The sequence below is a fragment of the Microcoleus sp. MOSTC5 genome, from assembly GCF_036701825.1.
Lineage (GTDB): Bacteria > Cyanobacteriota > Cyanobacteriia > Cyanobacteriales > Microcoleaceae > Microcoleus > Microcoleus asticus.
The window spans coordinates 46,846-69,559 of the sequence record NZ_JAUBRK010000043.1; the positions used below are offsets into that span (position 1 = coordinate 46,846).

The following is a 22,714-nucleotide window of genomic DNA, read 5'->3' on the forward strand; positions in this document are numbered from 1 at the left end:
TTCTGTTGTTCTCCCAAATCTGAGTAGACACTGCCGATGTTGTTGAGGGTGAGAGATTCCCCGAGACGATCGCCTGTTGCCCGAAACAGGGGAAGCGACTGGCTGTAATACTCTAGCGCTTTCTGTTTTTCTCCCAAATCTGAGTATACTCTGCCAAGACCAACGAGGCTAAGTGCTTGCCCTTCATTGGCGCCCACTGCCCGAAACAGCTTTAATGCTTCTTCCCACTTGACGATCGCACTTCTTTTTGCTTCCGCCGTTCCTTGCTGGTAGAGTTGTGCTCCTTCGTTTAATGCTTTTGCAGCAGCTTCGTTACTGTTAGTTTGTGCTGTTTGTACGGCTTTACCAACGGGCACGGCTGCTGCCACTGGCTGACTTAACTGAACCGAAAGTGCGATCGACATACCAGCCAAAACCCATTGAGCGCGATCGAACATAGCCACCCCTTTTGTATTTTTTTCAATTTTAGTCACTAGCCTGCTGTTAAGGCAGGAAGAAGTCAGGGCGATCGGCATTTTTGCTAGAGTTAACGAGTAGTGCGATTCCCTGCGGGATCGCTACGCCGCGCGTACTTTTTCCCAGCATGAACAACATCCTAACTACCCCCGATCCCGTAACAACCCACTGGGATTGCCCCGAATGCGGCGGCACCGGTACCCTCAGCCCAGAAATTTGCCCTGTTTGCCTCGGAGCAAAATACATCGATCTTGCTACCATAACGAACTGGATGCTCGATTTTATGGAATCTCGCGGCTGCGATCGAGCTGAGATCGATCGATTGCGAACCGAAAACCCAGACCCCCTAACATTAACTTTTTGCCTCGAAGTTTGTATCGCCCTTAAATAAACAACGATATCAAGTCTGCTTAATTGCTTATAAATCATTTACGGGCATCGGGCATCGGGCATGGTCGGAAAAAAAACGCACTCTACAAGTTGATTTAACTGAAACAAAATAATGCCCAATTCCCTATTCCCAATTCCCAATTCCGAATATTCAGTGTCCCTTAACCGGATGTTGCCCGTAAAAAGGCAAAGCATCCGACCAATCAGGACGACTTCCCATTTGCCACTCCAAATAAGCCAATTCCAACACACTAGAAACCGACCAACCCAACTCGCTGCCAACTTCAATTAACTGATAGGAACTTTCCAAACTTTCCAACTTTTCCTGCCAGGATTCCGCCGTCATTACAGTATCAGGAAACAACTCAGTTAAACCAGAATCTTTGTTAACTGAATAAACAGCCCCAAACAATTGTCCCCGCTGTGCAGGCATTTGCAGCGCGATGCTCAAAAACCCCCCCTTAGCAAGGGGGGATTCTGCACTCAAAAGCCCCCCCTTAGCAAGGGAGGATTCTGCACTCAAAAGCCCCCCCTTAGCAAGGGGGGGTTGGGGGGGTTCCGTATTCAAAAGCCCCCCCGTAGCAAGGGGAGGTTCCATATTCAAAAGCCCCCCCTTAGCAAGGGGGGGTTGGGGGGGTTCCGCCCAAGCCACAGCCGCCAAAGTTGAAATCGCAAAAACCGGAATATCCAACTGTTGAGCCAAAGTCCGCGCCGTCACCATACCCATCCGAGTCCCCGTGAAACCTCCGGGCCCCTTCGCCACAGCAATAAAAGCCAAATCCGCCCAAGTTTGGGGCTGAATAAACTCGACTAAATACTGATGCAAATGAGTGGCTAAATCCCGATCCAAATTCCAAGTTTTGCAGCGAGAATCCCCGGCAAAATTGCTGATGGCTAAACCGAGTTCGCGACTAGCTGTGTGCAGGGCTAAGCCGTATTTTTTAACAGATGTTCCGTCTTGGGGATTGCTATTCACGATTAATGATAATTTTCCTTAACAAAAAACAGCGGCAAAGCCACAACTAAGCAACCCAAAAGAATACCAAATATTCCCGTATTTAAAATCCTGGAATTCCCCATGCCCCCAGTCATCAAAAACAGCACTACTAAACTTGCAAATAAATTTTTGTTGGCAAATTCTTTGTGTTGGGAAACTTGATGCTTCACCGTCATAAAACCCGACGAAACTATTAGCGCGAACCACGAATTAAAAATGACTATTTGAGATCCAAAGATAAACCAAACTAAGGCAAACATTAGCGCATCTATCCAAAAATCCTGAGTTTTCAACTTCGGCAGCCAAAATTCTTGGGTAGCAACAGGGGCGATTTTCTTGAGTAATTGATTGTGTTGCAGCCGCACGAGTTTGTTTCTCAATTGAATCTTGGGATCGATTTGCAATATTTGCTTCCACTCCGGGCGGCGAGAATTGTTGACTCTTCCCAACAGCTTCACGGCTGCGACTTTATTTAACTGCAAATCGGTGAGTCTGGTGGCAATTATTTGAGATAAGTGCGGATAGTAAACGGGGTTGTCTTCGGTTCTGTTGATGACGATATTGAGCTGTTGCTTGGCTTGACTGACTTGGATTGTAACATTGTACGGGGCGATCGCCTCTTGCAAAGCTTGCTGAATTTCGGCTTGCTCTTGGCGAGTGAAAAGCGACACACCGGGCGCAGGTGTAACCACCCGTTCTGCGGGCGTTTCTGGCGCGTCTAGCACAGGCTGTGCATCTAAATACACCGGTTTGGGGTTCAAGTGCCGGATGACTGCTGATGCTGAACTGTAGCGCCGGTTGGTGGCACTTTGGAGCATGGTGTCGAGGATGCGGCCCAAATCGTCGCTAACAGCGGTTTTCAAATAATTTCGCCAAGCCCAAGAATCCTCTGCACTGTCGAACAAATCGAAGGGAGGAATTTCAGTCAGCAAGTGAATGCAAGTAACGCCCAAACTGTAGATATCGCTGGCAAAAACTGCTTTACCCATCAATTGTTCTGGGGCTGTATAAGCAGCACTGCCGATGATTGTACCAGTTTGCGGCAAGCCAGTTGCTGTTACTTTCTTAGCTGCACCAAAGTCTACTAAAACAATATCTTTTTGGAAAGGAGAGGGTTGATAAGAAGTTTCTAAGGCGGGTAAAGGGGCTGGAGATAGCCGGCGGCGAATGATATTTTCTGGTTTGATATCGCGGTGAATAACTTTGGATTTGTGAACGAAGTGGAGCACGGGCAATAAATCGTTGAGGATTTGCCGAATTTGAGTTTCGGTGAATGCTCCTTTTTGTTCTAATTCTCTGGCTAGGTTTTTGCCGTCGATAAATTCTTGTACTAAATACTGTCTCCCATCTTGTTCAAAATGCGCGATTAATTCTGGAATCTGGGGATGTTTGCCCAATATTTCTAGCTGGGCTGCTTCTTGGTGAAATAGTTGAGCGGCTTTTTCGGCTGCGGTATTTTGCTGCAAAAATTGCTTGATTACGCACTGCGAAAAAATCAGGGGTTTGGTTTCATCAACTGCTAGAAATGTTCGGCCAAAGCCTCCTTGCCCGATCGGCTTTACGGTTCGGTAGCGAGATGCTGAGGGCGTTTCTGAGTCTAGAGTTAACAACAATTTTGAGCCGCAACTTTGGCACAATTCTGCATCCCCTTGGTTTTGCGGATTCTGACAAGTTGGGTTTAAGCAATAGCACATTTGATTTTAGATTTTAGATTTTAGATTTTAGATTGGTAATTTGTAATTGGGAATGGGGAATTGGGCATCGGGAATTGAAAATTGAAAATTGGTAATTGAATATTGGAAATGGGAAATTCAAAATTGGGTAAAAAGAAGAAACAAGAAAAGGAAAGCGTTTTATTTTTTTCCTTCTTCCTTCTTCCTTCTTCCTTCTTCCCTCTTCCTTCTTCCTTCTTCCCTCTTCCTTCTTCCTTCTTCCTTCTTCCTTCTTCCTTCTTCCCTCTTCCTTCTTCCTTAAGTCGGGACGAGTTCGCCTGGCCGCAATTTTGCCCATTTGCCGGTCTCTTGCTTGAAACTCTGACACCCGACTACATCCCATTCCATTTCAATTTCGTCTTGGCGGGGGCGGATGTTGACGTTGATGGTGGGTTCTACGGGGTCGAAATCGGGTGTTTCGGTGAGGTGAAGCTGTTCGTGCTGTTCTTCTACGGCGTGGTAGGTGAAGCAGCGGTCTACATAGTGGCAGTTAATACAAATACACATTCTTGATATCCTCTGTGCATTTCAAAAAGATTGGTGAAATTTGAGCTTTCTGTTAATCTAGCGTAGCAAGAGTTTAATTGTTTGTAAGTTTGTAGATTTTTGTTGCGATGCCGATTAATTTGCCCCCTTCATTATCTCCTGATACTTGGCCGTTTGATTTGAAACTGCTGACACCGCCTGCTTATCTGGTGGGCGGTGCGGTGCGGGATGCGCTGCTGGGGAGGCGATCGCACTATTTTGATTTGGATTTTGTCATGCTAACACGGGCCGTGAAGACTGCTCGAAAAATTGCCGATCGCACGAAAGGTGGATTTGTCTTGTTGGATGCGGAACGCCAAATTGCGCGGGTGGTGTTTGCCGGCGGTACGGTGGATTTGGCGCAAGCGGAAGGGGGGAGTCTGGAGGGGGATTTGCTGCGCCGGGATTTTCGGATAAATGCGATCGCCTGCAATCCTTTTACAGGAGAAATCATCGATCCTTTGGACGGTCAAACTGATTTGCGGTTGGGTTTGCTGCGGATGGTTTCGCGGTCAAATTTGGAGGACGATCCGCTGAGGTTATTAAGAGCTTACCGCCAAGCGGCGCAGTTGGGTTTTGCGATCGAACCGGAAACTCAATCTGCGATTCGGGAATTAGCGCCGCTGTTGAGTCGGGTAGCGGTGGAACGGGTGCGGACGGAATTAGGTTATTTGTTGAGCAATCCAGAGGGTGTTCCTTGGATTTGTCGCGGTTGCGAAGATGGTTTGTTTTCGATTTGGTTTGAAAGTGCGATCGACCGTTTTGATATTTTGACAAAAATTGATTTGTGTGCTGCCAACTTAGCGGCAATTTATCCAGATTTGGGGAGAGAATTTTCGCGATCAATTCGAGATACGATTAAAACGCCGTTGTTGGCGGTTGCGAAGTTGGCTGTTTTGGCAGATTCCGACCCGACAATTGCTGAAACCCAGTTGGTGCGGTTGAAGTACAGCAATGTGGAGATTAAAAGTGCGATCGGGCTTTTGAAATACTTGCCACAATTGCAAGCAAAACCAATCGCGGAAATGTCTTTGCGAGAACAGTATTTTTTGTTTCGGGATGTGGGAATAGTATTTCCAGCCTTAGCAGTTTTGGCGGTGGCGGCGGGAGTTGCAGTTGAGAATATTTCAATCTTAATTAATCGCTATCTCGATAGGGATGATATTATTGCTCATCCCACACAATTAGTTAGCGGCAATGATTTAATGGAATATTTGAATTTGCCCAGAAGCCCGCGCATAGGTCAATTGTTGATGAAGATTCAATTAGCGCGGGTGGAAGGGAGAATTGCGACTCGCGAAGATGCGCTAAAATTGGCAGCAGAGTTAGTTAATCAGTCAGTTTAAATTGATATATTGCAGCAATCAGAACGGGCAAGATGCCCGTTCCACAAAATTCAACTTTCCCGTGGGGTGGGCTTCTAGCCCGCCCTCAAAAATTCAACTTTCCCGTGGCGCTGGCTTCTAGCCCGCCCTCAAAAGTTAATTGACAATGGTCAAAAATCTGAATATCAAACAACATCTCTTAATTCTTCCGGCAATTCAAACTTGCCATCTGCACCCGCTTCAAACTCAAAAACTTTCAACACAGCATCAACGTTCAGCGGTCCGTAAATATGCGGATAAAGATCTCCGGCGGCAGATTCATACTTAATTTCTGCTTGCACTTTCCGAGAGTCAATCCACAGCAAAAGCAATCCTGTTTGTCCGACAAAAAATTTGTTGGCACTTCTAGTAACTTGCGGGAGTGTCGAACAGTGGATGAATCCTTCAGAGTCTAGGGTATCGCCGCGATAGGATTGAAGGTGTTTTGCTTCTTGCCACTGTTGGCTTTTAGCAATGTGAAATATAACGCTCATAATTGAATAATTTTAACGTAAAACATTATTTTGTTAGAGCCCCGACTTGTTTAAGCAGTCGGGGCTCTGCTTTCCCAGGCAGAGCCTAGAAGATTAAAACACTAAAGTCCTTACTACAAAACTAGCACGATACGAGTACATCCGATCGCCCGAGAACTCTCAAATCTTCCTCGTCAAGTTCCACTGGCGTACCGCTGCGAATCAGTTCCACAAAATTTTCATTCGGCACCATAATGCACAAAGTGTACAAACGTTCACTCTCGGTATTCTCAATTAGGTGAGTGCCCGTTGGAGGCACTAACAAACTATCTCCCGGTTGAATACTAACTGTTTTGCCGTCGCAGGTTGCTTGCCCTCTTCCTTTGAGTACAAAAAACATTTCTACTGCGAATTGATGGCGGTTGGGAGGAGTTTTACCGCCCGCATCGAAAATCTCCACGCAAACAGTTAATGACACATTAGCTGTTGCCGGATCGAAGACGATCGCTAATCGATTAGTATCGCCCGGACTGATGCGAAATGCTTGGTAGTCTTTCGGAGACTTTATAACAGGAATCACGCACTGGTTTGTCATTTTTTTATTGTTAGTTGTCAGTGGTTATGTTTCTGCTGTCATTAGTGAGAATCCAGAGTCATTAGTCCGCCGCTCAACCTCCAAAGTTTATTGATTTTACAGGAGAGTTCGCTGTCAGAGCCGGAAGCGATATATATAGGCTTTGCTGTGCGGGAATCTCGCACTCCTAAAAAACGCTTTTTACACTCCAGAGGGAAACTCTCCCTGATGACTGCTATTTAATTGCTTCTAACATAGCCTGAGAATCCGACAAAAAACCAAAACATTGTTTAACGTTATAAAGAGTAGCTTGCCAGCAATACTCTGGAGATGTCGTAGCTGTACAATCTTTGACTAAAATACAGTCGTAACCGAGGAAATTAGCATCTTGCAGGGTAGCCATGACGCACTGATCGGCGTTTACTCCTCCGAAGAAAAGTGTAGTTCTGCCGAGGTTCCGCAAGATACTATCTAAAGGAGTATCCCAAAAGCCACTCATCCGATATTTGTCCACACAAATATCCTCGGGTTTGGGTTCCAATTCATCGACAACCTGCGCCGCCCAACTCCCTGCCATCAGTACAGGTGCGCGGTTTTTTGGCAGCGGATCTCCCAAACCTATGCCGTCGCCTGTGGGATTGTAAACGTGACGGGAAGCTGCACTAATATTGAGCAAATCGGGGCGGTTTCCCCAGTTTATCCAAATAATTGGCATTGCGTGCGATCGCAATTTTGGCAGCAAATTTATTAAAGGATTAATTGGAGTTCTGGCGGGCGTTACATCTACGCCAATATGCGCTAGCCAACCGTCGGGATGACAAAAATCATTTTGCATATCTATCACCAACATTGCTGCTTTGGCTAAGTCCAAACGCAGGGTTTTAGTTTCTGTTTCCAGAGTAACAGGTTGAGGTGCGATCGGCGATCGGGTGATATCGGCAATTTTGGCATCAACTTTCCAAGCATTCGGCGGTACACCCAACGTGCGGAGAGAATCAGGATTCATAGGAATTTTGACTCAAAAACAATTTCAATTTTATAACAATTTGATTGTTACTAAATTGTGATATCTTAAATCTTTACTACAATTAAGTATCAGGGGTCACTTTTTGATAAATTTGAGATTTTATTAAGTTTATTACAGTTGGGAAATCACAAATATTCGCGCCCTGCAATCATAAAATAAAAATCAATGTCTATTTACAAAAAGGGTAAATCTGTGAGTTTTACAATTCAAAATGCTTTAATTACGGTTAAAAGAGGTGATGAAACCGCAGACGTGCAAGTGGTGGATCATTGCATAAGTGCGATCGCGCCCAATTTAGAGCTGGCGGGAACAGTTATTAACGGCAAAAATAAGCTGCTGCTGCCCGGTTTTGTCAACCTGCAAAAAATTGGTTTTTTGAGTCCGCGAATTTCGTTAGCGCACTGCGTTTGGCTGGACGATTCCGACATAGTGATGAAATTGCCCGGTTATTCTTCGGGGGAATCATATCGTTTCCGGTAGCATCGGAATGATACCGAGGACACGGCACTGCCGTGTCCCTACCCCGATTATTGTAGGGATACGGGGCACTCGCGGTGTCATGACTGTGGGTAATATTAATTCCGATGCTACCAAAGTTGATATCACAGATAAGGTGCGCATTGCGCCCCCTACAGTATGATGTTAAATTGTGGTGTTTGCGAAAAATTGATGATTAAATTGCACAAATGGCAGCGGATACTGGGTTTAATAGTTGTTTTTGCGATCGCCCTTACCTCTGCCACTATTTTATCCCCGCATCTCTTGGCTCAAACCCCGCCCACAACCCCAACAACCGAATTGCGCGGCATCTGGCTGACGAACATTGACAGCGACGTTATTTTCTCCCGCAACAACATCATTGACGCTGTAAATCGACTGGACAAACTCAATTTTAATACCATCTATCCCACGGTTTGGCAAGGAGGCTATACGCTTTATCCGAGTGCTGCTGCCCAACGAGTATTCGGACAGCCGATCGACCCCTCGCCCGGATTGAAAGACCGAGACATCCTCAAAGAAATTATAGCACAATCCCGCCAAAAAGGTATAGCAGTAATCCCCTGGTTTGAGTTTGGTTTCATGGCTCCCGCTGAATCGGAATTAGCCACACTTCACCCAGACTGGCTGGCGCAGCGGCGCGACGGTTCAACTATTTGGAAAGAAGGCCAACACGAGCGAGTTTGGCTGAATCCATTTCATCCCCAAGTGCAGCAATTTATCTTAGATTTAATCCTAGAAGTTGTCGATAATTATGATATAGATGGCATTCAATTTGACGACCATTTCGGCTTGCCAGTAGAATTTGGCTACGAGCCCTTAACAGTGTCAATGTATCAGGAACAAATCAAAAGCCCTCCCTCCGACGACGCCCGCGAAACCTTCTGGGTGCGCTGGCGCGCTGACAAAATCAACGACTTCGTGGGCAGAGTTTCCCGCGCTGTCAAATCCCGCAAACAAAAATGTATTGTCAGCTTATCTCCGAACCCTTTTCACTTTGCTTTGCCCGCCCACTTGCAGGACTGGTTTACCTGGGAAAGACGCGGCTACATCCAAGAAATTGTGTTGCAGGTTTATCGCAGCGATATCAAGCGTTTTAGTGCGGAACTGGAACGGGAAGAAGTCAAACTGGCTAAACTTCACATTCCAACTGCGATCGGCATTTTAACTGGTCTTAAAAATAATTCTGTTCCCCTAAAACAAATTCAAGAACAAGTGCAAGAAGTGCGAAAAAGAGATTTCGCTGGCGTGTCGTTCTTTTTCTACGAAAGTTTGTCGAATTGGGCTAACGAAACCCCCGAACAGCGCAATTCGGCATTGCAAGAATTCTTTCCCACAAAAATGCAGCGCCCGCCATCCGAAGGCACAATTTGAAACCTACGGTTAAAATGAGAAAAAGCATACAGCACTTAGGAATTGTCATCTTATCTTTGACCGCTTTCCTAACAATTGGCTATCTCACTCCCAGAAAGTGGGGAAATTACTCGCAAGCAGATTGCACAATCTCTCTATACATTTCCAACGAAGGCATCCACACCGAAATTATTGTTCCAGTTAAAAATGAATATTTTGACTGGAATCAATTTTTACCGCTAACAGAAATAGGGCGGGATGCCACTTCTGATTATAAATATTTGTCTTTTGGCTGGGGAGATAGAGCTTTTATGCTGGAAACTCCCACATCAGAAAGTATCAACCCAGTTACAGCTTTCAAGGCGCTATTTCTCCTTACTCCCTCTACTCTACACGTTCAAGGTTATCGGGTTGTCCCCCTAAAAATTGAAACCAAATGTGTTAAGATTAGCGGGAGAAATTATCTGATGCTGGTTAATTTTATTAAAAATTCATTCCAATTAGATGCAGCAGGTAAGAAAATGAAAATTAGCTACGGCTACGGTAACAGCGACAGTTTTTATGAAGCAAAAGGCAGTTACTATATTTTAAGAACTTGCAACGACTGGACGGCCGAAGCTTTGCAAAAAGCCGATGTCAATACTCCTTTATGGTCAACGCTGTCTTCGGCGATTATGTTTCATTTAAATAGCGGTTGCGAATGTCAAAAATAAATTGTAATGGATAATACCATTTTAGATTTTAGATTTTAGAATTAGGAATGAATGATTGTGTATGGGTTGGGAGATTGCCTAAAGTTGCATTCTTTTTTTTAGCTGGTATAATTACCAATTTGAGGAAAAATTATGAATGTAATTCCAGCGATCGACTTATTGGATGGAAAATGCGTCAGATTGTATCAGGGAGACTACGCGAAGTCTCAAACTTTTAACGACAACCCCGTCGAAGTCGCGAGACAGTGGGTAAATGAAGGCGCAACCATGCTGCATTTAGTAGACCTCGACGGCGCCAAAGCAGGTCATCCAGTCAACCAAGCAGCCATTGAAGCGATCGTCCGATCCGTAGACGTTCCCTGTCAAGTAGGCGGGGGAATGCGCGATCGCACTTCTGTTGCTGCTATCCTCAATTTAGGCGTCCGGCGCGTCATTCTCGGCACTGTCGCCGTCGAACAACCGCAATTAGTCGGCGAATTGTGTGCCGAATTTCCCGGCAGAATTCTGGTTGGCATCGATGCCAGAAATGGCAAAGTTGCTACTAGAGGCTGGCTAGAAACTTCGGAAGTTTTAGCAACCGAATTGGCGCAACAAATGGCCGAGTTAGGGGCGGCTGAAATTATTTACACCGACATTCACCGCGACGGTACTATGGAAGGGCCGAATTTGGAATCTTTGCGCGAAATTGCTAACGCTATTTCGATTCCGGTGATTGCTTCCGGTGGCGTTAGTTCGATCGCAGATTTGTTAAGTTTGCTGGCTTTGGAACCAATTGGTGTCAAAAGTGCGATCGTCGGTAGGGCAATTTATACCGGCGATATTTTGCTAAAAGAAGCAATTCAAGCAGTCGGACAAGGGAGGTGGCAGGATGTACCGCCAGATTTGGGTTCTTCAAGCTTTGCTTGATAGTCATGTCGAGTTAACTGGCTACCCAATATGTAACAGTTATCAATTTTCCGACTCACAATCAACAGTCAACAGTCATTAGTCATCAGTCATCAGTCATCAGTCATCAGTCAACAGTCACCAGTCAACAGTCAGCGTAGAATCGTCTTTCTTACCATCCTCGTACCCATGTTTTTGAACCATACAATTACAGCTTTAAGTTCTGGGATGGCATCCCTAGTTGCTCCCATACCTTTGTTAGCAACAGTCGCGGCAGAAAATGCGCCGATCGTTATGAGCGGAGTTTTGCTCACTTTGGTAGTGATTTATATCGCCAGTAAAATCGGCGCGGAAGTGGCTCTAAAGTTTGATTTTCCGCCGGTTTTGGGTGAACTTGTAGCTGGGGTGATTATTGGAATATCTGCTTTACACCTGGTCATTTTTCCCGGAAGCGGGCTGTCAGCATCCAACTCAGGGATTATGACAGTTCTGCAATCGATTAATCATCTGTCTCCTGCCGCCCTCACCAGTGTCTTTGAATCGCAGAGTGAAGTCATTTCAGTGCTAGCTGAATTAGGCGTGATTATTCTGCTGTTTGAAATTGGCTTAGAGTCGGATCTCAAACAACTCAAGCAAGTCGGAATTCAAGCTACCGTTGTCGCCTGCGTAGGTGTGGCAGTTCCCTTTGCCGCTGCTACTGCGGGCTTGATGATAATTTTCCACACGGCGGCAATTCCAGCAATTTTTGCGGGGGCTGCTTTGACGGCAACCAGCATCGGAATTACATCGAAAGTGTTGTCTGATTTAGGACAACTGAACTCTAAAGAAGGTCAAATTATTGTCGGTGCGGCGGTGATTGATGATGTGTTGGGAATTATTGTCCTGGCTGTTGTCGCCAGTTTAGCCAAAACCGGTGAGATTGATGTTGTTAATGTCATCTATTTGATTGTCAGTGCCACTGTTTTTCTGCTAGGTTCGATTCTGTTGGGCGGTGTCTTCGACAAAACCTTCTCGGCGGTGGTGGTTCAACTCAAAACTCGCGGCAATATTATCATCCCGGCATTTATTTTTGCCTACTTCATGGCTTTTCTGGGCAACGCAATTCATCTCGAAGCAATTTTGGGTGCGTTTGCGGCTGGTTTGGTGTTGGATGAAAGCGATGCCCGCCTGGAGTTGGATGAAATGGTGAAACCCATCGCCGATTTATTTGTACCCATCTTCTTTGTGACGGTGGGAGCACGAGCGGATTTGGGGGTTTTGAACCCAACAGTGCCGGATAATCGGGCGGGACTTTTGATTGCCGTATTTTTGATAGTGGTTGCTATTTTTGGCAAGATCGTAACAGGTTGGGTGGTGTTTGGTCAGCCGGGAATCAATCGATTGGCGATCGGAGTGGGGATGATTCCTCGGGGCGAAGTCGGGTTAGTGTTTGCCGGCATCGGTTCCGCGAGTGGGGTTTTGGATAAACCGTTAGAAGTCTCAATTATTATCATGGTGATTCTAACCACATTTTTGGCTCCGCCTTTTCTGCGGATTGCTTTTGGCGATACGGTAGTGCCTCCTGCTAGTGGGGCACTTTCTAGCGAGAAAATCGTTTGATTGAGGGAATTTGAGTCTGGGCGATCGACTCATTTAGAAACAAATGTCGACGGCGCCAAAGCAGGGCATCCAGTCAACCAAGCAGCCATAGAAGCGATCGTCCGATCCGTAGACGTTCCCTGTCAAGTAGGCGGGGGAATGCGCGATCGCGCTTCTGTTGCTGCTATCCTCAATTTAGTCGTCCGGCGCGTCATTCTCGGCACTGTCGCCGTCGAACAACCGCAATTAGTCGGCGAATTGTGCGCTGAATTTCCCAGCCGAATTCTGGTTGGCATCGACGCCAGAAATGGTTTAGTTGCTACTAAAGGCTGGCTAGAAACTTCGGAAGTTTTAGCAACAGAATTGGCGCAACAAATGGCCGAGTTAGGGGCGGCTGAAATTATTTACACCGACATTCACCGCGACGGTACTATGGAAGGGCCGAATTTGGAATTTTTGCGCGAAATTGCTAACGCTATTTCGAGTCCGGTGATTGCTTCCGGCGGCGTTAGTTCGATCGCAGATTTGTTAAGTTTGCTGGCTTTGGAACCAATTGGTGTTAAAAGTGCGATCGTCGGTAGGGCAATTTATACCGGCGATATCTTGCTAAAAGAAGCAATTCAAGCAGTCGGACAAGGGCGGTGGCAGGATGTACCGCCAGATTTGGGTTTTTCGAGTTTTGCTCGAGCGTCTGAATCTTTTTGCCCGCATTAAAAAAACCGGAACGCTTCAGTTTGTGTGCGTCCCGGAGTGTCTGGTTTCAACGTCTTTTTTACTATCATCGCAACCATGTTTTTGAACCATACAATTACAGCTTTAAGTTCTGGGATGGCATCCCTAGTTGCTCCCATACCTTTGTTAGCAACAGTCGAGGCAGAAAATGCGCCGATCGTCCTCAGCGGAGTTTTGCTCAGTTTAGTAGTGATTTATCTCGCCAGTAAATTAGGCGCGGAAGTGGCTCTAAAGTTTGATTTTCCCCCGGTTTTGGGTGAACTTGTAGCAGGGGTAATTGTTGGCGTATCTGCTTTACACCTGGTCGTTTTTCCCGGAAGCGGTCTGTCAGCCACAGACTCAGGGATTATGACAGTTCTGCAATCGATTAATCATCTGTCTCCTGCCGCCCTCACAAGTGTCTTTGAATCGCAGAGTGAAGTCATTTCAGTGCTAGCTGAATTAGGCGTGATTGTTCTGCTGTTTGAAATTGGTTTGGAGTCGGATATCAGACAACTAAAAGAAGTGGGGGTTCAAGCCGTCGTTGTCGCTTGTGCCGGCGTGGCAGTTCCCTTTGCCGCCGGTACTGCGGGCTTGATGATAATTTTCCACACTCCGACGATTCCGGCGATTTTTGCGGGGGCTGCTTTGACGGCAACTAGCATCGGAATTACGTCAAAAGTTTTGTCGGAATTAGGACGGCTGAAATCTAAAGAAGGTCAAATCATTGTCGGTGCGGCGGTGATTGATGATGTGCTGGGAATTATTGTCTTGGCTGTTGTCGCGAGTTTAGCGAAAACCGGTGAGATTGATGTTGTTAATGTCATTTATTTGATTGTCAGTGCAAGTGTCTTTCTACTGGGTTCGATTCTGTTGGGCGGCATCTTTAACAAAAGCTTCACTGCGGTGGTGGAGAAACTCAAAACTCGCGGCAATATTGTGATTCCCGCCTTTATTTTTGCCTTGTTCATGGCATTTCTGGCCAATGCAATTCATCTCGAAGCGATTTTGGGTGCCTTTGCTGCGGGCTTGGTTTTGGATGAAAGCGATGCGCGCAATGAGTTGGATGAATTGGTGAAACCCATCGCCGATATGGTTGTACCCATCTTCTTTGTGACGGTGGGAGCTCGGGCGGATTTGGGGGTTTTGAACCCAACAGTGCCGGATAATCGGGCTGGTCTTTTGATTGCTGCTTTCTTGATTGTGGTTGCTATTTTGGGCAAGCTGGTGAGTGGTTGGGTCGTGTTTGGTCTGCCTGGAATCAATCGATTGGCGATCGGAGTGGGGATGGTTCCTCGGGGCGAAGTCGGCTTAGTGTTTGCCGGCATCGGTTCCGCGAGTGGGGCTTTGGATAAACCGTTAGAAGTCTCGATTATTATCATGGTGATTCTGACGACTTTTTTGGCTCCGCCTTTTCTGCGGATTGCCTTTGGCGATACGGTAGAGCCTCCAGCTACTGGAGAACCTTCTAGCGAGCAAATCGTTTGATTAGCGGGTGATATTAAGTCTGTTTTGAGGTGGTTGGGGGCGATCGGCTGGTATTGAACCACTTTCCGGCGATCGTCTCCATTGCTACTCATTCGCCTCCAGGTTATGTTGCATTTCCACACCAACGGCACCAGCCGCCGCATCTAAAATTTCTAGCACTGCGTTTGACATATTTTGTCGATCGACCAGGCTGCGGTTTTGACTGAGCTTATAGTTGCCTTCCCACCGAGTAACAGTCCTCTCAAAACCCACAATGCCGTTCATAAAACCTTCACGAAACCTGTTCGATAAACTATCCCAGTGTGATTTGTAGCTAGCTTCACAGGTGTCTATCATCAGAAACGCTATAGCCATCCTAAATCATTTGTGAATTTCTTACTCCCTCCCCTTACTAAGGGGAGGGTTGGGGTGGGGTAAAAAATTTACGACTCATGTAGGATTGCTATATATATGAATGCGATCGCAGTTATTTACCAACAATTGTTACAACACCGCTTTGTAACACAGGAATTTCAATGCGGAACTCTGTTCCTTGATGGGGTTGAGAAAAGCACTGGAGTAAGCCACCGTGCTTGTCAACTACAATTTGATAGCTGATGGATAGCCCTAATCCAGTTCCTTTACCAGTTGGTTTTGTGGTGAAGAAGGGATTGAACACCTGTTGTCTAACAGTTTCCGTCATTCCAGGTCCATTGTCTTGAATTTGAATCACCGCGTTTTTACAATGACCGGGCTGAGTTTCGTTTGTGACTAACTTAGTCCTAATAGTGATGCGACTGGGATTCTGTTGGATGTCTTTTGGATCGCGCTGATTGTCGTAGTTTTCTAAAGCATCGATCGCATTTGCCAGAATATTCATAAAGACTTGGTTCAACTGTCCGGCATAGCACTCTACTCGCGGTAAGTCACCGTACTCTTTGACAATTTCAATAGCAGGATGACCCGGATTTGCCTTCAGTCGATTTTGCAAAATCATCAATGTGCTCTCAATTCCCTCGTGGATATCAACTGGCTTCTTTTCTGCCTCATCCAGGCGCGAAAAGTTTCGCAGCGACAGGACAATTTGACGAATGCGATCGGCTCCTACCTTCATTGAACTCAGAATTTTGGGCAAATCTTCACTAATGAAGTCCAGCTCGAACTCTTCAATTTTTTCCTGAATTTGGGTATTAGTTGGATAAGTTTGCTGGTAAAGCTGAATCAACTTTAGTAAATTTTGCGTGTAGTCGGCAGTATGGCTCAGATTGCCATAGATAAAGTTGACTGGATTATTAATTTCGTGAGCAACACCAGCCACCAGTTGCCCCAAACCTGACATTTTCTCTGCCTGAATAAGCTGTGCCTGAGTTTGCTGTAAGGTTTTGAGTGCAACCTCAGCTTCATCTTTTGCTTGCCTTAAAGCAGCTTCGGCTTGCTTGCGCTCAGTAATATCCAGTGCCAAAGATGCAACTCCAACAATATTTTCACCATCCCCTATTAAAGGCGTATTGAACCATTCGCAAATAATGATTTTGCCGTTTCTCGTAATATTTTCGTTGACAGTGTAGTTTCCTTGGCCCTGCATCACCAAATCGTTCATAACTCGATCGACGAGCTCTCTGGCAGATGCAGGCACAATTAATTCTGCGGGATGGTGTCCGATCGCTTCTGTAGCCGTGTAACCAAAAATCTGCTCTGCCGCTGGATTCCAGGTAGTGACTTTAAAGTTTAAATCCCATTCCAAAACTGCCAGTGAAGTTTTGCGGAATATAAAAGATAGTCGCTGTTCCGAGGCTTTGAGTTCTTCTTCTGCCTGTTTCCGTTGAGTAATGTCAATCCCTGTTTTGATGATGTACTCAATTTCACCCCGATCATCCAGTAAAGCAGTATCTGACCAGGCAATGAGTCTGAGTTGTTCATCTTTGCTCAACCAACTGCCTTCATACTGCTGGGGAAAATTACCAGCTTTTAAAGACTCAAAAGTAGTTTTGGCTTGTCCAGCTAAGTCTGAGTTGTCGAACAAGTCCCAAATGTAGCGCCCCTTCACTTGACTAAACGAGTAATGAGTCATTTGTTCGCAAGCTCGATTAAAGCGAACGATTTGTCCCTTAGGGTCGAGTACAACCACCAGGGCACCTGCAATTTCAAGAATGGCTGAAACGAAATTGCGTTCCACTTCAACTGCTTTAATCAGCTCCTCTAACTGGGTTGCCATGTTGTTAAATGCGATCGCCAATGTCCCCAATTCGTTTTGGCTGTGGATGTTGACCCGCGTCTCTAATTGCCCCGCACTGAGTTCAGTAGCTGCCGCGGTTAAGCGCTGGAGCGGCACCACAATTTGCCGAATAAATACATACCCAATGCCAACAGCGACGACCGTCACCACCGCCAATGAGCCTTCCATAATTGAGAGCATTTGGTAAACGGGAGCATACGCCTCAGCCGTTGGCAGTTCTACAACCACCTTCCAATTCACGCTCCGAATTAAGGTACTGGCTCCCATTACTTCTACCTGTTTTAGACCACGATAAACATTAAGGTGCTTAGTATCTTCGGATGCTTTCAAAAATTGAAAGAAAGGGCGCTGAGAAATATCTTGAAATTCAAAAGTTTCTGGCTTACTACCCTTTTGAGCAATCAGAAAATTACGTTCATCGACTACATAGATATAACCAGTTTTGCCAACCTTTGTTTGGGAAACAACAAACCAGAGAAAGTTGAGATTTACCTGCGCTAATAGCACCCCATCCACCTCATCTCGCTCATTCCGAATCGGAACCACCAGTATTGTGCTTGGTTGGTGAGTTTGAGGATTAATTTCTACAGGACTCACATAATCTTCCTGTTGTTTGAAGGCACGAATAAACAGTGGCGAATTGGCTAGATTTTCAAACTTGAGCGGTTCGTAGGGTGAAACTGACGCGATAACTTGTCCCTTCCGGTTCAAAATGGCAACTGCTTCATAAGCATCATTATGACGAGTCAATCCTTCCAACAGGCTCTGCTGCACTTGAGGTTGAAAGTTGGTGAGTCCTTTGACCCTAGCTAAATAGCTCAGTTTTTGTTTCAAGTCATCTATATAATCATCAATCTGCCCTGCTGCTGTCTGACTGCGCTCTTGTTGGAGCGATCGCGATTGCTGGATCTGCGCCTGAAAGCTGAGGTAGATCAGCCAGCCACCAGTGGGCAGCAAGCTCAGGAGAACCAAAAATATCAAACCATAGCGGAGCTGATTTGCAATAGATAAGAAGCGTTGCCAGGGATGAAAACGGGAGCTTCTGGCAATGGGCAGAACGCGATCGTTGCGTTGATTGTTCATCGGACTTAGGACAAATAACGGTAAATCAATTCATCGGCACACTAAGGAGAAACATTAATTTTGCCAGTCGTCACAGCTTCTCGAACGGTCTTGAAAGTTTCCTCTTCCTGAGACGTGAGAGTACCACGGAAAGGGGCAAAGTCGTAGATTTTTTCCTTGAGCCCAAACTTGTAAAGTTTTCCTTCCCAGCGACCTTCCTGGGTTAACACGGCCGCATTTAGCACCAGATTGGGAATGTCCTGCAGAACGCTAGTTAGGACTTTGCCGGGAGCCAGTTCGTACTGATCCTTTGCCCAACCAATCACAAAGACTCCTGGCTTTTGCGTAACGGCTTTTAGCGCGGCTAACCCTGCCTCATCCGCGTTGATAGCCAAAACATCTACTCCAGAGGCAACCATATCCGTTGCGACTTTGGTGGCTTTGTCCGTATCGCTCCAAGTGTTGAGAAAAGCCGTCGAGGCTTGGACAGAGGGATTCGTTGCCTTCACTCCCCGCCTAAACAAAGCTTCTTCTTCTTTATAAACCGGATAAGGTGCACCCACAAGATACCCAACTTTATTGCTTTTGGTCTTCATGGCAGCCAAAGCGCCTGTGAGGTACCCCACCTCACCCGATCGAAAGGCAACAGCCCCCAAATTTCTGTTATTCCCTGGATGCGTTGTAACCAGGGCAAATTTCGTTCGCGGAAATTCTTTAGCGACCTTTTCGGCAGCTTTGGGATAGGCACCACTGGCTGCAATTACCAGGTCATAGCCTGACTGGGCATATTTGCGAATGGCAGCTTCACTATGTTCACCGTCTATATTGCCAGTAAAGTCTACCTGAGCATTAAATTTATCTTTGATGAGATTCAATCCTTCAAAGCAAGCTTGATCCCAACTGTTGTTATCTTTAGGTCCTGTCGTGACCAACGCCACTCTAAAGGTGCTAGAGGTACTTGCTTCAGGGGAAGAGTTTACGTTCGGAGTCGATCGACTGCAACCGAGCGCAAAAAATAGAGCTAGAGCCGCCAGAGTCATTTGTTTGAAAAGAGATTGAATTCGCATAATAGCTTTTCGCAGCTAGATTACTTTTTCTACTCTGATAAATTTGTTGAACGGTCTCTCAACAATCTTCACAACTCTTACTCTAGCTGGCATTTAATGACTCTGACCGAAAGCATCCAGGATACTAGCCCCCGGATTCATCCGTGGGGTCAATGCTTCAATTCTTTAATCTAAAATCTAAAATTTAAAATCTAAAATCGATTGACCGAAAGCATCCAGGATACAAGCCCCCGGATTCATCCGTCCAGAAATAAAAAACCTGTATCCGATAAAGGAGCCCCCGAATTTATCCGTGGGGTCAATGCTTCAATTCTTTAATCTAAAATCTCAAATCTAAAATCGATTGACAGATTCAGCGTAACACTCATTTTACATCAAAAAAAAGTAAGGACGCGGCACTGCCGCGTCCTTAGAAATCTAACTTGCAATTAACCGAATTTGCTATTACTTAACAAACAGCATTTCTTGATAAGTAGGCAGCGGCCACAAATCATCAGCCACTTCACCTTCCAGAGCATCCGCATACTGGCGAACCTCATCCATCAAAGGACGAATTGTTTGCGAAGCATACTGCATATGGTCTTCGGTCGAAGCAAAATCGTGCTTGCTCAAAGCAGCACTCAATTTGCTCGCAGTATCCATCATGGATTTAAGCAGTACCGCTACTTTTTCGGCACTTTCCTTTTCCAGTTGAATCCCAATCTCTTTCAACTTAGAAATCGTCCCTGAAAGTTCAGCTAAATACCTCACCGCTGCCGGGTAAATGATGGTTTTTGCCATGCTTGTTACCAGTTTTGCTTCGACTTCAATTGCCAGCAAATACTGCTCTGCATAAACGTCATAACGGCTTTCCAATTCAACGGGAGTCAGAACACCTGTCTTTTCAAACAAGTCTTCAATGTATCCTTCTTTCAACACGGGCAAAGCATCTGCCGTAGTCCGCAAGTTAGCTAAACCCCGTTCCTCAACGGCCATTTTGTGCCATTCTTCCGAATAGCCGTTGCCGCCAAATACAACCGCACCGTGCTGGTCCATCACTTCTTTGAGAATTGTTTGGATGGCAGCATTCAGTTCAGTTCCGTTAGCCAAATCGCTTTCTAATTTGTTAGCAATCCAGTCCAAAGAATCTGCAAGAACTGTATTCATCGCCACCAGCGGGCCGGAAACAGACTGACCGGAACCTACTGCACGGAATTCAAATCGGTTTCCAGTAAAGGCAAAGGGCGAAGTCCGGTTTCTATCCCCAGCATCCTTCATGAAAGTAGGCAGTGTTTCTACACCTAAGTTCATAATTCCCCGATCTTGAGAGTCTTTAATTTCTCCCCGGCTAATTTGCCCGAAGATATCTTCCAATTGCGAACCCAAATAAACAGAGATAATTGCTGGCGGAGCCTCATTTGCACCCAATCGGTGGTCGTTGCTGGCAGTCGCAACTACGGCGCGCAACAGCGACCCGTATTTGTGAACTCCGCGAATCACAGCGCCGCAGAACACTAGAAATTGTATGTTCGAGTGCGGTGTATCGCCGGGGTCTAATAAGTTTCCTTGGGTGGCATTGCCGACCGACCAGTTGACGTGTTTGCCAGAACCGTTAATGCCGGCGAAAGGCTTCTCGTGCAGCAAACACATAAAACCGTGTTTCTTCGCAGTGTTGCGGAGAATTGTCATGGTTAATTGTTGGTGGTCGCTGGCGACGTTTGCTGCTTCAAAAAATGGTGCAATTTCAAATTGACCGGGAGCTACTTCGTTGTGGCGAGTTTTGGCAGGAATGCCAAGGCGGTACATTCTTTCTTCTACTTCCTGCATGAAAACTTGAACGCGCTCTGGAATTGCTCCAAAATAGTGGTCGTCAAATTGCTGACCTTTGGCAGGAGGTTTACCGAAAAGGGTGCGACCTGCTAACAGTAAATCGGGGCGGCCGTTGGCGAAATTGGAATCTATCAGGAAGTATTCTTGTTCGGCACCGCAACTGGAATTTACCGGAGCAACTTCGGTATTTCCTAACAGCTTTAACACTCTGGTTGCTGCTTTGTTCATGGCGGCAATGGAACGCAAAAGCGGCGTTTTCTTGTCTAAGGCTTCACCTGTCCAAGAGATGAAAACAGTGGGAATGCACAATGTCATGCCGTTGTCTGTTTCCATGACATAAGCAGGGCTGGTGACATCCCAGGCTGTATATCCGCGAGCGGCGGCGGTGGAGCGAATGCCGCCGTTGGGGAATGACGAGCCATCGGGTTCGCCTTGTACGAGAACTTTGCCGGCAAATTCTGAGATGACGGAGCCGTCGCCTTGGACTGAGATGAAACCGTCGTGCTTTTCGGCGGTGCCGTTGGTGAGCGGATAAAATACGTGGGCGTAGTACAGCGCTCCTTTGGAAATAGCCCAATCTTTCATGGCTACTGCAACTACATCAGCTACTGACTCGTCGAGTTTTTTGCCGGTTTGAACGGTGTTTTTTACTGATTTGAAAATACTTTTGGGCAGACTTTCTTGCATTTTGCTCAGACTAAAAACGTCTGTTGCCCACATATCTTCTAGCCGCTTGGGAGGCCGGGCAGGCATCAGTTTGCGGTTGACGATTTGAGAAATTGCTTGAACGCGCGATTCGTTTCCACTCATGGTTATTTTTATGGGGATTTCGGGACAAGTAGTTGAGAAAAAATAGATGTTAGCAAAAGTTTAACGATTGACGAATATTTTGGATTTACCCAACGTTTTTTGTCAAAGCTAACTTTTGGGAGAATGCCCTTTTTGGCAGGCTCTAAAAGATTGGAAGTGCGAGGCTCAATCACTTCGCCGTCCACCGGGCGTGATAATCCAGTGTGAGATGCGGTTGGATTTCGGTTATTAGCAAGAAAATAGATGGTAAGAGCCTGTACTAACTTGAGTCAACATCATAGATGTCTGCGTTGCACAGATTTAGTAACTAATCTTCACCCTGGTCAGCTCAATAATTTTGTGCGAATCAATTCCGATGAATTCAGGTCAAAACTACTTATGGTTTTTAACGGTTCGACGATCGATAAATCGCAGTCCAGCAAACAACGCACTCGTTTAGGGGTTTTGAAGAATTATGGAGAGTACACAATCTACACTTGGAGAGTTTAAACAATCATTAACCAAATGAATGTATCCTAAGCTACAGAATTTTATGTTTTTTTCAGAAAGGCCGATCGCACGGATCGCACACAACCGCAGGATTTCAGTGTAACAGGACGCTGGGCGCTGCAACCGATCGGGGCGATCGTACATTTACAGGACTTACCCAGGCACTATATATAGTGTGGCAAGAAAAGGATCTCGCTTTGACGTTGCTAAATTCGGGTATGAAATTTGTAGGGGCAATCGCCCCGCAGTTGCTCCACCGCTGACGGGGTAAGCACTTAGAATTACCCATCAGGCAAAGTTTTTAATTTTCCAGCGCCACAAAACATTATAGGCGCAGTAATGGGGATTTCTAGGGATAAAAAATGAAAAAATTTAGAGCAATAGTTCAGACAGTTTGAGACGCCGTTTATTGAGCATAAATGAGTAAATTTTAAACTTTTATTGTAATTGCTCAACTAGGGGAAAAAAGGGAGCCATGAATAGAAAGGGCTTGTTGAATAGCTTGATAAGCGGTTAAG

The 22,714-nt window shown here is 45.9% G+C and carries 21 protein-coding genes; 9 read left to right on the top strand and 12 right to left on the bottom strand.

Features of this window, described 5'->3' with window-relative positions:
- Window positions 1–473, bottom strand: a 473-nt coding sequence (locus QUA54_RS22570; protein WP_333416375.1) for a tetratricopeptide repeat protein, incomplete at its 3' end; no start/stop codon positions are given.
- Window positions 474–517: 44 nt separating this feature from the next.
- On the opposite strand from QUA54_RS22570, the gene QUA54_RS22575 reads away from it, so the two are divergent.
- Window positions 518–847, top strand: a complete 330-nt coding sequence (locus QUA54_RS22575) for a hypothetical protein (protein WP_333416376.1) — start codon at window positions 518–520, stop codon at window positions 845–847.
- A 150-nt stretch (window positions 848–997) separates the two neighbouring features.
- Here the strand turns inward: QUA54_RS22575 and tsaB are convergent, their stop codons facing one another.
- From tsaB to QUA54_RS22595, 4 genes are read right to left on the bottom strand one after another with little or no spacing between them, the layout of a single operon-like run.
- The gene (gene tsaB, locus QUA54_RS22580; protein ID WP_333416377.1) at window positions 998–1,822 is read right to left on the bottom strand and encodes a tRNA (adenosine(37)-N6)-threonylcarbamoyltransferase complex dimerization subunit type 1 TsaB; all 825 of its coding nucleotides are present in this window, start codon (window positions 1,820–1,822) and stop codon (window positions 998–1,000) included.
- Between the two features lie 2 nt (window positions 1,823–1,824).
- Window positions 1,825–3,537: a serine/threonine-protein kinase gene (locus QUA54_RS22585; RefSeq protein ID WP_333416378.1), complete on the bottom strand. Its 1,713-nt coding sequence runs from the start codon at window positions 3,535–3,537 to the stop codon at window positions 1,825–1,827.
- A 13-nt stretch (window positions 3,538–3,550) separates the two neighbouring features.
- Window positions 3,551–3,853: a hypothetical protein gene (locus QUA54_RS22590; RefSeq protein WP_333416379.1), complete on the bottom strand. Its 303-nt coding sequence runs from the start codon at window positions 3,851–3,853 to the stop codon at window positions 3,551–3,553.
- Window positions 3,814–4,062 (bottom strand): Ycf34 family protein, encoded by a 249-nt coding sequence (locus QUA54_RS22595; RefSeq protein WP_006632635.1) that lies wholly within the window; start codon window positions 4,060–4,062, stop codon window positions 3,814–3,816. The genes QUA54_RS22590 and QUA54_RS22595 overlap by 40 nt, the downstream gene beginning before the upstream one ends.
- A gap of 107 nt (window positions 4,063–4,169) precedes the next feature.
- Here QUA54_RS22595 and QUA54_RS22600 point away from each other — a divergent pair, with 107 nt between their 5' ends.
- The gene (locus QUA54_RS22600; RefSeq protein ID WP_333416380.1) at window positions 4,170–5,426 is read left to right on the top strand and encodes a CCA tRNA nucleotidyltransferase; all 1,257 of its coding nucleotides are present in this window, start codon (window positions 4,170–4,172) and stop codon (window positions 5,424–5,426) included.
- Window positions 5,427–5,590: 164 nt separating this feature from the next.
- On the opposite strand, the gene QUA54_RS22605 is transcribed toward QUA54_RS22600, so the two are convergent.
- The 3 genes from QUA54_RS22605 to QUA54_RS22615 all read right to left on the bottom strand — a co-directional run bounded on the left by QUA54_RS22605 (window position 5,591) and on the right by QUA54_RS22615 (window position 7,497).
- The gene (locus QUA54_RS22605; protein ID WP_333416381.1) at window positions 5,591–5,938 is read right to left on the bottom strand and encodes a DUF952 domain-containing protein; all 348 of its coding nucleotides are present in this window, start codon (window positions 5,936–5,938) and stop codon (window positions 5,591–5,593) included.
- A gap of 121 nt (window positions 5,939–6,059) precedes the next feature.
- Window positions 6,060–6,512 carry a cupin domain-containing protein gene (locus tag QUA54_RS22610; protein WP_333197956.1) on the bottom strand — a complete coding sequence of 151 codons (453 nt, stop codon included), beginning with the start codon at window positions 6,510–6,512 and terminating at the stop codon, window positions 6,060–6,062.
- 214 nt (window positions 6,513–6,726) lie between these two features.
- A complete protein-coding gene (locus tag QUA54_RS22615) occupies window positions 6,727–7,497 on the bottom strand; it encodes a cysteine hydrolase family protein (protein ID WP_333416382.1) in 771 nt (256 codons plus the stop codon).
- 186 nt (window positions 7,498–7,683) lie between these two features.
- Here QUA54_RS22615 and QUA54_RS22620 point away from each other — a divergent pair, with 186 nt between their 5' ends.
- The 7 genes from QUA54_RS22620 (at window position 7,684) to QUA54_RS22650 (ending at window position 14,744) form a co-directional block, all read left to right on the top strand.
- Window positions 7,684–7,998 carry a hypothetical protein gene (locus QUA54_RS22620; RefSeq protein WP_333416383.1) on the top strand — a complete coding sequence of 105 codons (315 nt, stop codon included), beginning with the start codon at window positions 7,684–7,686 and terminating at the stop codon, window positions 7,996–7,998.
- A gap of 189 nt (window positions 7,999–8,187) precedes the next feature.
- Window positions 8,188–9,390 carry a glycoside hydrolase family 10 protein gene (locus tag QUA54_RS22625; RefSeq protein WP_333416384.1) on the top strand — a complete coding sequence of 401 codons (1,203 nt, stop codon included), beginning with the start codon at window positions 8,188–8,190 and terminating at the stop codon, window positions 9,388–9,390.
- Between the two features lie 14 nt (window positions 9,391–9,404).
- The gene (locus QUA54_RS22630; RefSeq protein ID WP_333416385.1) at window positions 9,405–10,082 is read left to right on the top strand and encodes a TIGR02117 family protein; all 678 of its coding nucleotides are present in this window, start codon (window positions 9,405–9,407) and stop codon (window positions 10,080–10,082) included.
- A gap of 132 nt (window positions 10,083–10,214) precedes the next feature.
- Window positions 10,215–10,988, top strand: a complete 774-nt coding sequence (gene hisA, locus QUA54_RS22635; RefSeq protein ID WP_333098575.1) for a 1-(5-phosphoribosyl)-5-[(5-phosphoribosylamino)methylideneamino]imidazole-4-carboxamide isomerase — start codon at window positions 10,215–10,217, stop codon at window positions 10,986–10,988.
- 168 nt (window positions 10,989–11,156) lie between these two features.
- The gene (locus QUA54_RS22640; RefSeq protein WP_333416386.1) at window positions 11,157–12,566 is read left to right on the top strand and encodes a cation:proton antiporter; all 1,410 of its coding nucleotides are present in this window, start codon (window positions 11,157–11,159) and stop codon (window positions 12,564–12,566) included.
- Window positions 12,567–13,259: a 1-(5-phosphoribosyl)-5-[(5-phosphoribosylamino)methylideneamino] imidazole-4-carboxamide isomerase gene (locus tag QUA54_RS22645; RefSeq protein ID WP_333416387.1), complete on the top strand. Its 693-nt coding sequence runs from the start codon at window positions 12,567–12,569 to the stop codon at window positions 13,257–13,259.
- A gap of 75 nt (window positions 13,260–13,334) precedes the next feature.
- Window positions 13,335–14,744, top strand: coding sequence for a cation:proton antiporter (locus QUA54_RS22650; protein WP_333416388.1), 1,410 nt, complete (start codon window positions 13,335–13,337; stop codon window positions 14,742–14,744).
- Window positions 14,745–14,828: 84 nt separating this feature from the next.
- Here QUA54_RS22650 and QUA54_RS22655 read toward each other — a convergent pair whose 3' ends face one another.
- The 4 genes from QUA54_RS22655 to QUA54_RS22670 form a co-directional block, all read right to left on the bottom strand.
- Window positions 14,829–15,098 (bottom strand): hypothetical protein, encoded by a 270-nt coding sequence (locus QUA54_RS22655; protein ID WP_333416389.1) that lies wholly within the window; start codon window positions 15,096–15,098, stop codon window positions 14,829–14,831.
- 112 nt (window positions 15,099–15,210) lie between these two features.
- On the bottom strand, window positions 15,211–18,042 hold the full coding sequence (locus QUA54_RS22660) for a PAS domain S-box protein (RefSeq protein WP_333416390.1): 2,832 nt from the start codon (window positions 18,040–18,042) through the stop codon (window positions 15,211–15,213).
- A gap of 41 nt (window positions 18,043–18,083) precedes the next feature.
- A complete protein-coding gene (locus QUA54_RS22665; RefSeq protein ID WP_333416391.1) occupies window positions 18,084–19,088 on the bottom strand; it encodes a BMP family protein in 1,005 nt (334 codons plus the stop codon).
- 444 nt (window positions 19,089–19,532) lie between these two features.
- The gene (locus tag QUA54_RS22670; protein ID WP_333416392.1) at window positions 19,533–21,707 is read right to left on the bottom strand and encodes a glutamine synthetase III; all 2,175 of its coding nucleotides are present in this window, start codon (window positions 21,705–21,707) and stop codon (window positions 19,533–19,535) included.
- Window positions 21,708–22,714 lie beyond the last annotated feature (1,007 nt).

Excerpts from the sequence above, each read along its gene's own strand:
- QUA54_RS22630 (WP_333416385.1), top strand. The coding sequence starts at position 9,405 with ATGAGAAAAAGCATACAGCACTTAGGAATTGTCATCTTATCTTTGACC.
- QUA54_RS22665 (WP_333416391.1), bottom strand. The coding sequence starts at position 19,088 with ATGCGAATTCAATCTCTTTTCAAACAAATGACTCTGGCGGCTCTAGCT.
- QUA54_RS22670 (WP_333416392.1), bottom strand. The coding sequence starts at position 21,707 with ATGAGTGGAAACGAATCGCGCGTTCAAGCAATTTCTCAAATCGTCAAC.
- QUA54_RS22625 (WP_333416384.1), top strand. The coding sequence starts at position 8,188 with ATGATTAAATTGCACAAATGGCAGCGGATACTGGGTTTAATAGTTGTT.
- QUA54_RS22640 (WP_333416386.1), top strand. The coding sequence starts at position 11,157 with ATGTTTTTGAACCATACAATTACAGCTTTAAGTTCTGGGATGGCATCC.
- QUA54_RS22585 (WP_333416378.1), bottom strand. The coding sequence starts at position 3,537 with ATGTGCTATTGCTTAAACCCAACTTGTCAGAATCCGCAAAACCAAGGG.
- QUA54_RS22600 (WP_333416380.1), top strand. The coding sequence starts at position 4,170 with ATGCCGATTAATTTGCCCCCTTCATTATCTCCTGATACTTGGCCGTTT.
- QUA54_RS22590 (WP_333416379.1), bottom strand. The coding sequence starts at position 3,853 with ATGGGCAAAATTGCGGCCAGGCGAACTCGTCCCGACTTAAGGAAGAAG.
- QUA54_RS22615 (WP_333416382.1), bottom strand. The coding sequence starts at position 7,497 with ATGAATCCTGATTCTCTCCGCACGTTGGGTGTACCGCCGAATGCTTGG.
- hisA (WP_333098575.1), top strand. The coding sequence starts at position 10,215 with ATGAATGTAATTCCAGCGATCGACTTATTGGATGGAAAATGCGTCAGA.
- QUA54_RS22620 (WP_333416383.1), top strand. The coding sequence starts at position 7,684 with ATGTCTATTTACAAAAAGGGTAAATCTGTGAGTTTTACAATTCAAAAT.
- QUA54_RS22605 (WP_333416381.1), bottom strand. The coding sequence starts at position 5,938 with ATGAGCGTTATATTTCACATTGCTAAAAGCCAACAGTGGCAAGAAGCA.
- QUA54_RS22595 (WP_006632635.1), bottom strand. The coding sequence starts at position 4,062 with ATGTGTATTTGTATTAACTGCCACTATGTAGACCGCTGCTTCACCTAC.
- QUA54_RS22655 (WP_333416389.1), bottom strand. The coding sequence starts at position 15,098 with ATGGCTATAGCGTTTCTGATGATAGACACCTGTGAAGCTAGCTACAAA.
- QUA54_RS22610 (WP_333197956.1), bottom strand. The coding sequence starts at position 6,512 with ATGACAAACCAGTGCGTGATTCCTGTTATAAAGTCTCCGAAAGACTAC.
- QUA54_RS22660 (WP_333416390.1), bottom strand. The coding sequence starts at position 18,042 with ATGAACAATCAACGCAACGATCGCGTTCTGCCCATTGCCAGAAGCTCC.
- QUA54_RS22650 (WP_333416388.1), top strand. The coding sequence starts at position 13,335 with ATGTTTTTGAACCATACAATTACAGCTTTAAGTTCTGGGATGGCATCC.